This is a genomic window from Stappia sp. TSB10P1A, from assembly GCF_900185725.1.
In the GTDB taxonomy this organism is placed as follows: domain Bacteria; phylum Pseudomonadota; class Alphaproteobacteria; order Rhizobiales; family Stappiaceae; genus Stappia.
Map to the genome: position 1 here is coordinate 205,334 of NZ_FYAU01000035.1, position 11,677 is coordinate 217,010.

Annotated in this window: 11 protein-coding genes; 6 read left to right on the forward strand and 5 right to left on the reverse strand. The window is 68.6% G+C overall.

Features of this window, described 5'->3' with window-relative positions; translation table 11 throughout:
* The first annotated feature begins 5 nt into the window (after positions 1 to 5).
* The 4 genes from TSB10P1A_RS18240 (at position 6) to TSB10P1A_RS18255 (ending at position 5,858) form a co-directional block, all read left to right on the forward strand.
* A complete protein-coding gene (locus TSB10P1A_RS18240; protein ID WP_186389363.1) occupies positions 6 to 1,718 on the forward strand; it encodes an NAD+ synthase in 1,713 nt (570 codons plus the stop codon).
* Between the two features lie 74 nt (positions 1,719 to 1,792).
* On the forward strand, positions 1,793 to 3,001 hold the full coding sequence (locus TSB10P1A_RS18245) for an MFS transporter (RefSeq protein ID WP_186389364.1): 1,209 nt from the start codon (positions 1,793 to 1,795) through the stop codon (positions 2,999 to 3,001).
* 226 nt (positions 3,002 to 3,227) lie between these two features.
* Positions 3,228 to 4,475: an MFS transporter gene (locus TSB10P1A_RS18250; RefSeq protein WP_186389365.1), complete on the forward strand. Its 1,248-nt coding sequence runs from the start codon at positions 3,228 to 3,230 to the stop codon at positions 4,473 to 4,475.
* Between the two features lie 9 nt (positions 4,476 to 4,484).
* Entirely contained in the window at positions 4,485 to 5,858 is a 1,374-nt protein-coding gene (locus TSB10P1A_RS18255) for a glutamate--tRNA ligase (protein WP_186389366.1), read from the forward strand.
* Here the strand turns inward: TSB10P1A_RS18255 and TSB10P1A_RS18260 are convergent.
* Positions 5,821 to 7,077, reverse strand: coding sequence for a DUF2865 domain-containing protein (locus TSB10P1A_RS18260; protein WP_186389367.1), 1,257 nt, complete (start codon positions 7,075 to 7,077; stop codon positions 5,821 to 5,823). The genes TSB10P1A_RS18255 and TSB10P1A_RS18260 overlap by 38 nt on opposite strands.
* A 119-nt stretch (positions 7,078 to 7,196) precedes the next feature.
* Positions 7,197 to 7,685: a MarR family winged helix-turn-helix transcriptional regulator gene (locus tag TSB10P1A_RS18265; RefSeq protein ID WP_186389368.1), complete on the reverse strand. Its 489-nt coding sequence runs from the start codon at positions 7,683 to 7,685 to the stop codon at positions 7,197 to 7,199.
* A 214-nt stretch (positions 7,686 to 7,899) separates the two neighbouring features.
* Between TSB10P1A_RS18265 and TSB10P1A_RS18270 the strand changes: the two genes are divergently transcribed.
* Positions 7,900 to 8,280, forward strand: coding sequence for a hypothetical protein (locus TSB10P1A_RS18270; protein ID WP_186389369.1), 381 nt, complete (start codon positions 7,900 to 7,902; stop codon positions 8,278 to 8,280).
* A 69-nt stretch (positions 8,281 to 8,349) separates the two neighbouring features.
* On the forward strand, positions 8,350 to 8,868 hold the full coding sequence (locus TSB10P1A_RS18275) for a CreA family protein (RefSeq protein ID WP_186389370.1): 519 nt from the start codon (positions 8,350 to 8,352) through the stop codon (positions 8,866 to 8,868).
* Between the two features lie 42 nt (positions 8,869 to 8,910).
* Here TSB10P1A_RS18275 and TSB10P1A_RS18280 read toward each other — a convergent pair whose 3' ends face one another.
* The 3 genes from TSB10P1A_RS18280 to TSB10P1A_RS18290 form a co-directional block, all read right to left on the reverse strand.
* On the reverse strand, positions 8,911 to 9,252 hold the full coding sequence (locus TSB10P1A_RS18280; RefSeq protein WP_186389371.1) for a helix-turn-helix transcriptional regulator: 342 nt from the start codon (positions 9,250 to 9,252) through the stop codon (positions 8,911 to 8,913).
* A 170-nt stretch (positions 9,253 to 9,422) separates the two neighbouring features.
* Entirely contained in the window at positions 9,423 to 9,680 is a 258-nt protein-coding gene (locus TSB10P1A_RS18285; protein ID WP_186389372.1) for a hypothetical protein, read from the reverse strand.
* A 189-nt stretch (positions 9,681 to 9,869) separates the two neighbouring features.
* A complete protein-coding gene (locus TSB10P1A_RS18290) occupies positions 9,870 to 11,603 on the reverse strand; it encodes a murein L,D-transpeptidase (protein ID WP_208985152.1) in 1,734 nt (577 codons plus the stop codon).
* Positions 11,604 to 11,677 lie beyond the last annotated feature (74 nt).

The following is an 11,677-nucleotide window of genomic DNA, read 5'->3' on the forward strand; positions in this document are numbered from 1 at the left end:
TTGGCATGAGCGCGACCCCGACCGAATCTTCCCCGAAAACCGGCTCTTCGGCCCTCCCTGACAGGCTGCGCCTGGCGGTGGCGCAGATGAACCCGACCGTCGGCGATGTCGAGGGCAACCTGGCGCTGGCGCGCCGTGCCCGCGCGCAGGCCGCCGCCGGCGGAGCCGATCTGCTGCTGCTGTCCGAGCTGTTCCTGTCTGGCTATCCGCCGGAGGATCTGGTGCTGAAGCCGGCCTTCGTTGCCGCCTGCCGGGCGGCGCTGGACGAGTTGGTGGCGGACACGGCCGACGGCGGACCGGGCATCGTCATCGGCCTGCCCTGGCGCGAGGGAGACAAGCTGCATAATGCGGTGGCGCTGGTCGACGGCGGGCGCATCGAGGGCGTGCGGTTCAAGTATGACCTGCCGAATTATGGCGAGTTCGACGAAAAGCGCGTGTTCCAGGCAGGTCCCTTGCCGGGGCCGGTCGGCTTTCGCGGCATCCGCCTCGGCTTGCCGATCTGCGAGGACGCGTGGACCGAGGAGGTCTGCGAGTGTCTCGAGGAGACCGGCGCGGAGCTGCTGCTGGTGCCGAACGGCTCGCCCTTTCACGCCGGCAAGCCGGATGTGCGGCTGCAGGTGATGGTGGCGCGGGTGGTCGAGACCGGCCTGCCGCTGGTCTATTGCAACCAGCTCGGCGGCCAGGACGAACTGGTGTTCGACGGGGCGTCCTTCGCGCTGCAGGCCGATCGGCGGCTTGCCTTCCAGATGGCTGAGTTCCTCGAGGAGATCGCGATCACCGACTGGCATCGCGATGCGGACGGCGGCTGGGTCTGCGAGAGCGGGCCGAAGGCGGAGCTGCCGGACAACGATGCTGCGCGCTGGCAGGCCTGCGTTCTCGGCTTTCGCGACTATGTGAACAAGAACCGCTTCCCGGGCGTGGTGCTGGGCCTGTCCGGCGGCATCGACAGCGCGGTGGTTGCGGCCATGGCCGTCGACGCGCTGGGGGCTGACAAGGTCCATTGCGTGATGCTGCCCTATCGCTACACCTCGACGGAGAGCCTCGTGGATGCCGAGGCCTGTGCGAAGGCGCTCGGCGTGCGCTACGACACGGTGGCGATCGCCCCGGCGGTGGAAGGCTTTGCCGAGGGGCTGTCGGCGCTGTTCGCCGGCACCGAAAGCGGCGTGACGGAAGAAAATCTCCAGTCGCGGGCGCGCGGCACGATCCTGATGGCGATCTCCAACAAGTTCGGCGCCATGGTCGCGACCACCGGCAACAAGTCGGAGATGTCGGTCGGCTACGCGACGCTCTACGGCGACATGAATGGCGGGTTCAACCCGATCAAGGATCTCTACAAGACGCAGGTCTACCGGCTCGCCGCCTGGCGCAACGCCAACCGGCCGGACGGGCTGCTCGGGCCGGCGGGCGAGGTGATCCCGGTCAACATCATCGACAAAGTGCCGACCGCGGAACTGCGCGAGAACCAGACCGACCAGGATTCGCTGCCGCCCTATGACGTGCTCGACGACATCCTCGAGTGCCTGGTGGAGAACGAGATGTCGGTCGGCGACATCGAGGCGCGCGGCCATGACCGCGCGCTGATCCACCGCATCGAGCACCTGCTCTATATCGCCGAGTACAAGCGCCGGCAGTCGGCGCCGGGCGTGAAGATCACCCGCAAGAATTTCGGCCGCGACCGCCGCTACCCGATCACCAACCGCTTCCGCGACCGCAGCTAGGCCGCTTTTCCGGCGGCGACATCCCGGACCGGGCTGCCGCCGTTCCCGCCACACGAGCCCTCACGCGAGGGATCATGCGCCTCGACAGGCTCCGCCTGGTCGCCATCCTTGCCGCCGGCCAGATCGTCGGCTGGGGAACGACCTTCGACATGCCCGGCGTGCTGGGGCGGCAGATCGCCGCCGAGCTCGGCATGTCGAACGCGCTCGCCTTCGGCGGGTTGACGGCGATGATGCTGCTGGGCGGCTTTGCAGGCCCCTGGACCGGACGGCTGATCGAGCGGCATGGCGCTGCACGGGTGCTGGCGGCGGGAGCTGCGACCATGGCGGCGGGGCTGCTCGCCATGAGCCTGGCGCAGGGCGTTCTGATCTACTACGCCGCCTGGCTGGTGATGGGGATCGGCGGCGCACTCGGCCTGACCGTGCCGTGCAATGCGGCGGTGGTCGAGCGGGAAGGGGCGGGCGCCCGGCGCTCCATCGGCATCCTGATGATCTTCACCGGCCTGTCGGCCGCCGTCGCCTGGCCGCTGTGGAGCCTGCTGGAAGGGGCGATCGGCTGGCGCATGGCGATGCTGGCGGCCGCCGGTACCCAACTCGTGCTGTGCCCGCTCTATCTCTTCGCCCTGCCGTCGCCGCGCGACGAGGACGGAGGCGCCGCACGGGCCGCGGCGGCCGCGGTGGAACCCTTGCGGCTGACGCAGGCGCGGGCGCGTCTTGCCTTCCTGCTGATCGCGCTGGTCTCCATCGTCTTCAGCCTGGTGACCACGGGTCTCGCGCCTTCGCTGATTGCCCTGTTGCAGATGTCGGGCGCCTCGCCGGCGCTGGCCCTGGAACTCGGCGCGCTGCGCTCGGTGCTCGGCATCACGGCGCGACTTGCCGATGTCCTGGCGGGGCGGTTCGCGACGCCGCTGACCTCCGGCCTTGTCGCCGCCGCGCTGCTGGTGGGCTCTCCCGTGCTGTTGCTCCTCGCCGACGGGCAGGCCTCGCTGCTCTATCTGTTCATCGCGTTCTACGGGTTCGGATCGGGCATTTCGGCGCTGACAAGGGCGCTGCTGCCGCTCAGCTTCTTTTCAGCGAGCCGCTATGCGCGGGCGGCGGCCAACCTGTCGCTGCCGAGCAATATCGCGATGGCGACGGGGCCGCTGCTGGTGACCGTGGTGCTGGACGGCGCCGGTGTGGCGGGTGTGGTGCTCTACGCTTCGGGGTTGGCGATGCTGGCGCTGGCCGCGCTTGCCTGCCTCACCGTCCTGGCATGGAAGCAGCCGGCAGGCGCAAGCCCGGTCTGAAGCGGCTGTGCCGGAGCGCCTCGTCGGAAAGCGCCCTCTCTTTCGCCGGGGGAGAAACTTCTCTATCCTGACGGCTCTTTCCTGGTCCTGCGACCGGTGCCGCCGGCCCGCGCTCCACCTGATCGAACTGCGGTCGCACCGCCTTTCGTCTCGCGCCAGGCCCCGGCTGACGCGGGCGCGGGCGTGCCGGCCTGCTCACCTGCCACCTTTGCCGCGGATCGCCGCCATGCCGTTCTTCATCTTCCTGCGCGACAATCTCCGCTGGCTCAGTGCCGGGCTGCTGCTGACCTTCTTTTCCAGCTTCGGGCAGACCTATTTCATCTCGCTGGTGGCAGGCGACCTGAGGGCCGAATTCGGCCTCAGCCACGGCGCGTTCGGCGGGCTCTACATGGCCGCGACGCTGTGCTCGGCGCTGTCGCTGACCTTTGTCGGCAAGGCGGTCGACAATTTCCCGCTGGCACTGGTCGCCGGCGGCGTGGTGGCGGGGCTTGCCCTGTTCACCGCCGGCATGGCCAGCGTCTCCTCGGTCGCCATGCTGTTCGTGGTGCTCTACGGGCTGCGGCTGTTCGGCCAGGGCATGATGACCCATGTGGCTATGACCGCGATGGGCCGCTGGTACGACGCGCAGCGCGGCCGCGCGGTCTCCATCGCCTCGCTCGGCATCCAGTGCGGCGAGGCGAGCCTGCCGCTGGTCTTCGTGACGCTGGCGGGGCTGCTCGGCTGGCGCGGCACGTGGTGGCTGGGTGTCGCCGTGCTGGTGCTGGTGGCGCTGCCGGCGCTGCTCCTGCTGCTGAAGGTGGAGCGGGTGCCGCGCGGGACCGTGCTCACCGACGAGCGGCCGGTGGCGCAGCGGCAATGGACCCGCGCCGAGGTGCTGCGCGATCCGGCCTACTGGATCATCTCCGCCGGCACGCTGGCGCCGCCCTTCATCGGCACGACGATCTTCTTCCACCAGGTCTATCTGGTGGAGCTGCGCGGCTGGTCGATGGAGCTGTTCGCCTCCGCCTTCATGGCCATGTCGGCAATGACCATCAGTTGCGCTCTGCTGGCCGGCCACCTCGTCGACAAGGTGACGGCGCTGCGACTGCTGCCGACCTTCCTGCTGCCGCTGGGGCTCGCCTGCGTGCTGCTGGGCGCGGTGGCGCACCCGCTTGCGGCTTTCGGCTTCATGGCGCTGCTCGGCATCAGCTATGGCTTCAGCTCGACGCTGTTCGGCGCGCTGTGGCCGGAGATTTATGGCGTCCGCCACCTCGGGTCGATCCGCTCGGTGACGGTGGCGATGATGGTCTTCGCCTCGGCGCTGGGGCCGGGCCTCACCGGCTATCTGATCGATGCCGGCGTGTCCTATTCCTTGCAGGCCTATGCCATGGCGCTCTACTGCCTGCTGGCGGCGCTGGCGCTGACGCTGGTCTCGCGCCATGTGCGCCAGCGGCAGGGGGAAGGCGCCGTTGCGAGCGCTCCGGCTTCCGGCTAAGAGGGGGCCATGACCGTCACCGTTCGCTTCGCCCCGTCACCGACGGGCTTCCTGCATATCGGCAACGCCCGCCCGGCGCTGATCAACTGGCTCTTCGCGCTGCGCCGCGAGGGGCGCTTCATCCTGCGCTACGACGACACCGACAAGGAGCGCTCGAGCGAGGAATTCGCCGCCGCGATCGCGGAGGATCTCGGCTGGCTCGGCATCGCGCCGCATGAGAGCTTCCGCCAGTCGGACCGGCTGCCGCTCTACGATGCGGCGGCCGAAAAGCTGAAGGCGGCCGGGCTGCTCTATCCCTGCTTTGAGACGGCGGACGAGCTGGAGCGGCGGCGTGCCAGGGCGCGGGCGCTCGGTCGCCCACCGGTCTACGACCGGGCCGCTCTGAAGCTCGGCGATGAGGAACGGGCGCGGCTGGAGTCCGAAGGGCGGCGGCCGCACTGGCGCTTCCTGCTGCCGAACCATGACGGCGATCCCTTCGTCACACGGCGGGTGGAGCGCAGTTGGGACGACCTGTGCCGCGGGGCGCAGAACATCGACCTTGCCTCCCTGTCCGATCCGGTGCTGGTGCGCGAGGACGGCAGCTATCTCTACACGCTGCCCTCCATCGTCGACGACATCGCCGCCGGGGTGACCCATGTCATTCGCGGCGAGGACCATGTCGCCAACACCGGTGTGCAGATCGCCATTTTCGAGGCGCTGGGGGCAGCGCCGCCGGCCTTCGGGCACCACAACCTGCTGACGACGGTGTCCGGCGAGGGCCTGTCGAAGCGCAAGGGCGCGCTGTCGCTGCGCTCGCTGCGCGAGGAGGGGGTCGAGCCGATGGCGGTCGCCTCGCTCGCGGTTCTGACCGGCACCAGTCATGCGGTGGAGCCGGCGGAAAGCCTGGCGCGGCTGGCGGAGGTCTTCGACCTTGCCGACGTGTCGCGTTCGTCGGCGAAGTTCGATCCGCAGGAGTTGCGGCCGCTCAACGCGAAGCTGGTGCATGCCCTGTCCTATGCGGATGTCGCCGCGCGGCTGTCCGCGATGGGCATCCTTGATGCGCCTCCGGGAGGCGAAGCCTTCTGGCTGGCGGTGCGGGAGAATTGCGAGACGGTGGCGGATGCCGCGCGCTGGTGGCGTGCGGTGACCGCGCCGCAGCCACTGCCGGTGGCCGAAGAGGATCGGGCGTTTCTTGTCGAGGCGGCGGACCTGCTGCCGCAGGAGCCTTACGACGAGACGACGTGGGGCGCCTGGACCGGCGCGCTTAAGGAACGGACGGGCCGCAAGGGGCGGGGGCTGTTCCTCCCCTTGCGCAAGGCGCTGACGGGCGAGGAGCACGGGCCGGACATGAAGGCGTTGCTACCGCTTATTGGGCAACGAAATAGCGCGGCCCGACTATCCTGACGGTGCGCTCCTGCGGCGCCTCGGACGGGTCTGCCGCATCGGATGTGGCCGTCTCCGGCTCCCGGGCGGCCTCGGGCGGTGTCCGCCGTGAGGGCATGCCGAGAACGGGCAGCGATGGCCCCTGGCGCACCGGCGAATAGCCAAGTTCCATGTTGAGGCGGGTGTCCGGATCCTGGAGCTGCAGGGCCTCGATGGCGTCCTGTGCGTCCTCGCCAAGGCCGTCGGGAGCAAGGCCGGTGCGCAAGTCGCGGGACGCACCGGCGGTGACGTCGCGCAGGTAGGACGCGGCCTCGTCGTCGCCGCTGCGGATCAGGCTCGCCATGGTCTGGCGGTCGGCGCTCGGCTGGCAGCCGCAGCCTTCGACATAGGCGGTGCGGAAGCGGTTGGCATTCTCCAGATCGCCATAGGGCATGCCGGTGACCGAGACGAGGTTCTCGACGCTCTCGCCCGGATTGCGGTGAACGAACAGCTCTGCCTCGGCGCCCGGACACATGGAGCGGCACACGGCGGCGTCGCGGCCGAACCCTTCCTCGCCGGTCGCAAAGCTCACGGGGAAGAAGAAGCCGTCGCACATGCGCACGCACATGGTCCGATAGGTCGGGCCGGAGGGCCGGCGAGCGATGGTGGCGCTGCTGTCGCTGGAGCCGACGCGCACGGTGGAGCGCATGCGAGGCTCGTTGCGGGCCGCGTCCACGCTCACCTGCTGGGGGATGGCCTCATTGCCGCGACCAATGCCGAACAGCGACAGGAAGCCGCCGCCGGACGGCGGAGCCGCCCGGATGCCGGTTGGGGCGGGGGCCTGTGCCGTGCGCGGGGCATCGCAGTTCTGCCGGGCCATGGCACGGCGCAATTCGGCCTCGCGGGCGTTGGTCCGCGCGCCGGCATGACGGGCGCGCTGGCGCTCGATCTTGGCGAGATTGGCGCGCATGCTCTCGATCTTGGGGCCGAGCCCCTGGCAGGAGGGCGCCGCCGCCGCGCCCGAACACCCGAGGTGGCGGAAGTCGCGCTCGGCCAGCGACAGGGCCTGCGACTGGGCGCGATGGGCCTCGTCCCATCTGGCATATTCGGGCGAGCGGGACGCGCCGGCCGTCACCTGCCGCAACTCGGCGCCAAGATCCGCGCAGGTCGTCGCCTGGGCCGGGCCGGGCGCGGCCAGGAGGGCGCCGGCGACCGCAAGGCCGCGCAGCAGCGTCTGTCCTCTGCCTTGTCCAAGAGCCATCGGCCGGATCCGTCCACGCAAACACACTGGCCCGGCCGGGGCCGGGTCTCCTGCGCTCGACTATGGCGCCAGGCTCCGCCCCGGCACAAGGAAATGCTCGACTTTTAGTAAACTCACGCCTAACCGGCGGCGGGCGGGTCGTCGCGCTGCAGGTGAAGGCTCAGGTCCTGCGCGCGCCTGGCGAGCTGGTCCAGCACCTTGTCGAACACCTCCCTGTCGGACGGATCGAGGGGCGCGAGCAAGGCGTCGGAGAAACGGCGCGCCTCCGGCACCAGCTTGCGATAGGCATCGGTACCGGCATCGGTAAGCTGCAGGATGCTCTCGCGCATGTCGCGGGTGTTGGGGGTGCGCAGGATCAGGCGGCGCTGCTCGAGGCTGGCGACCGCGCGCGACACCTTGGTCTTGTGCATGCGGCTGTGCTCGCCGATCTCCTTGGCCGTCATCGTACCGAACTGGCCGAGGGTCGCCATGACGCGCCATTCCGGGACGCTGATCGCATAGCGCCGGCGATAGATGCCGGCCAGCGACTGGCTGACCGTCTCGGCCAGCACATTGAGCCGATAGGGCAGAAAGCCCTCCAGCTCGAGAGGCCTGTCGTCGTTGCGCATCGAGGGCTCGCTTTCAGCGGTTGCAGGGGAGGCGCGACGGGCCGCTGCGATGCGCCCCGCGGAGGTGATTGCGATTGTAACGATCGGGAAAGGGCCGGCAAGGTGCGACACAGGGTTGCGCCGGTCCTGCTTGCGGCCGGCGACGCGGCGTGGCAGTCAGACGCATGCGCGGGCAGATGACCCGGCAGGAAATCGCGAAAGGATGGCAGGCAGGATGGCGAAGGCGGCAGGACGGAAGGGCAGGGCGGCACGGCAGACGGACAGCGCGCCGGCGGCACCCAAGCCGCAGAGCCCGGCGCTGGTCTGGCTTGTCCTCAATCATGTGCTGCTGTTGCCGCTGGCGGGCGCATTCGCGCCGATGCTGGCGTTTCGCGCCGGCCTTCTGCATGGCGACGGCCTGCTGATCACAGCGCTGCTGGGGCTGCTTGTCGTGCTGACCCACGGCGCGTGCTGGCGTCTTGCGGCGCGCGCCGGGGAGAGGCGGCTGGCCGCGGCCTCTCTGGGGCTGGGCCTGCTCAGCCTTGCCGCTCTTCTGCTGTTCTCGACGCCGTCGCCGCTGGTGGCGGTCGTGCACGTGGGCAAGCTCCTGATCTGAGGTGAGCGAGCTTGCGGCCGGGAGCGGCGGCTCCCATATGCCGGTCGGACAGATCTGGAGATCGAGACGATGCAATCCTTCCTGGGTGCCGCCGTTCTTGCCGTGACCGCGCTGGCGGCGCTGGCGCAGCCGGCTGTTTCCGCCGACGAGCCGGATCTGATCTTCAAGAAGTCGACGGTGTGGAAGTTCCTGACGCCCGACCACAAGCTGGCGACCTATGCGGTGGACGATCCGCTGGTCGACGGCGTCGCCTGCCATTTCACCGTGCCGGAAAAGGGCGGCGTCTCGGGCTGGCTCGGGGTCGCGGAGGAAGTCTCCGATATCTCGCTGGCCTGCCGCCAGGTCGGGCCGGTGACCTTCAAGGCCAAATTCGAGCAGGGCGAGGAGATGTTCCGCCAGCGCCGCTCGTTCCTGTTCAAGAAGATGCGGATCGTGCGGGGCTGCGACACCAAGCGCAACGTGCTGGTCTATCTCGTCTATTCCGACAAGATCATCGAGGGCAGCCCGAAGAACTCGACCTCGACCGTGCCGATCATGCCCTGGGGCGAGGCGGAGGCGCCGCGCTGCGCCGACTGGTTGTCGAGGTAGGGGGAAAGGGCGGGCCCGGCGAGAAGTCGTCTGCGGCGCCGGTCAGCCGGCGCCCGCAGTCTCCAGCCGCCTGCGTGCCCGCGCGGTCGTCTCCGGCGGGCAGAAATGCTTCTCCAGCAGCGACAGCACGTCCTGCGCAATCTCGCTGTCCAGCGTGTAGTAGATCGTGGTGCCCTCGCGGCGCGTGCGCACCAGTCCCTGGGCCCGCAGCAGCGCTAGCTGCTGGGAGACGGTCGGCATGCGCATGCCGGTAAGTTCGGCAAGCTGGCCGACATTGGTTTCGCCATTGGCCATGTGGCACAACAGCATGAGGCGGGGAGCGGAGGCGAGCATCTTGAGAAAACTCGCCGCGTCCTCAGCCCGTTCCTGAAGCGCGTCGATCATGTCTTTCCTTCCCGAATGCCGATGGGGGCAAGGGGCGGTCCCGATACCGCACCTGCGCGACACACCGGCTTCGAGCCGCAACGATACTGGAATTCCCTTAAGGGGAATCCCTATCGTCTGCAATTCGAAGTCGCGACATTAGACGGGAACAATTCCTTCAGTGCAAGATATCAGCGATTGCTAAAAGTCAGGCTTCGACCCGACTGATGTGTGACGCAGCCGATTTCTCCAGCGCGGCACAGGGGATAGGTGTTCGCGCCCTGGGTGCTGAGGGCGATCCGGTCGTGGCCGCGCGCGGTGAAGTCGGTGGCGAGAACGAAGCCCGCGACAGGCGCCAGCATCAGCGCGCCGAACAGCGAGGCGGCGACGATCTGGCGGAGGAGGGCGCTGCGGGCGCTGGAAGAACGGGTCGAGAAGGTCGTCTGCATGGCACGGGCTCCGATACGCTGGGCCTTGAATACTCTGGCCTTGAACTGTGCCGATCATGCAGCGGGGCGACTGAACCCGTGCTGAGGCGCGCCTTTATGCGCCGTTCAGATTGGTAAAGGCGCCGCCCGGTGGGCGACGCCGTTGAGTTTGCCTTGGTCGGTCCTGCGAGTGGCGGGCGAACGCCGTCGCTACAGATTGGCCGGACGGAGCTGGGCAATCGCCTTGGCCAGCACCTTGTCGCGCTCATAGATATCGCTGCGGAAATGCACCGAGCCGTCCTTGTTTACCCAGGCGGTCAGATAGGTGAGGTGGACGGGCAGCGGCTTCGACAGCTTGATCACCCGCCGTTCGCCGCTGTCGCGCACCGTCTCCAGCTTGGCCTTGGTCCAGCCGTCGGGGCCAAGCAGCGCCTCGCCGAGGTCGAACGGGGCCTCGGCGCGGATGCAGCCATGGCTGAACGAGCGCTGGGCGCGGGAGAACAGCGACTTCGACGGCGTGTCGTGGATGTAGATGTTGAACTTGTTCGGGAACATGAACTTGATGCGCCCGAGCGCGTTTCCCTCGCCCGGATCCTGGCGCAGGGTGAAGGGGAAGCTGGCGCGGCTGTAGGAACTCCAGGCGACCGACCAGGGATCGATCTCGCGGTTGCCGGAGAAGACGCGGATGTTTTTGCCCTGCAAGGCACCGGGGTCGCGCTGCAGCATCGGCAGGTATTCCGTCGTGGCGATGGAATAGGGCACCGTCCAGTAGGGGTTCACCTCCGCATAGGTCATCTCGTCGGAGAAGACCGGCGTGGCATGAAAGGGCTTGCCGACGACCACGCGGGTGGTGTGGACGGTCTTGTCGTCCTCCACCACTTTGAGGTTCTGGTCGGCGAGGTTGACGAAGACATAGCGGGGCCCGAGATCGTCCGGCATCCAGCGCCGGCGCTCCATGTTGAGCTCCATCTGCCCGATGCGCGTCGAGATCGGCACGTTGATCTCGGCGAGCGTCGCCTTGCCGATGATGCCGTCGACCTCCAGCCCGTGGCGCTCCTGGAACAGTTTCACCGCCTCGACCAGCGCCCCGTCATAGACGGCGCCGGAATGGCTGCCGGGCGAAAACAGGTCCTGCTCCGCGAGGCGCTGGCGCAGAGTGTCGAGTCGCGCGTCGGTCATGCCGGGCTTGAGGGTCTCGCCCTCGGGGACCGGGGTGAAGCCGCCGGCGGCTTCCTTTGCCCGATAGTCGGCGAGCGCGGTCTTCAGTCGGGCATAATTGGGCGTATTGGGAGAGAGGCCGTCGATCGCCGTGGCGAAGTCCTCGGAGCTTTCGACATATTCCAGCACGACGGACGGATCGGGGGCCTTGGGGAAGAGGTTGAGCGAGCGGTTGACCTCGTTGGGCTTGACCCGGCCGGCGGTCAGGTGATTGGCATAGATCACGAAGGTGTTGGAGATCGCCACTTCCAGTTCGGCGAGGGCGGCGGTGTCTCGCGCCGCACCGGCGAGGTCGCGCAGCCGGTCGGGCGCGTAGTCCTGCGGATCGAGGGCATGCTCGCCCGCCCGCTCGAAGGCCGCGAGCAGCATCTCGCCATGCGGGTTGAGCCCCTGCTCGCTGACCCAGAGCGGCTGGAACACCCGGCCCTGGTAAAAGCCCTGGATGCCGAGTTCCAACTCGTCCTCGCTGCCGGCATTGATCGCCGCGTCGAGCATCACGGTGGTGTTGACCGAAAGCTCACGGGCGATCGCCATGGCGAGCGGGTCGGTCGGCAAATGCGCCTCGCCAACGACGATCGAGGTGCTTTCCACCGGCAGGGTCGACTGGGCACGCGCCGGGGTCGCGGCGCTCGTCAGCAGGGCGGTCATGGCAAGCGCGGTGCCGGCAAGGGCAAGGCGCGCAAAAACACCCGGCCGGAACCGGGTTTCACTGGCGATCGGGCTCATCACATTCTCCCACATATGGCCCCCGTCATACGGCGGAGCCGCAGCCCTAATATGACGCAGCCTCCTCAACGCCA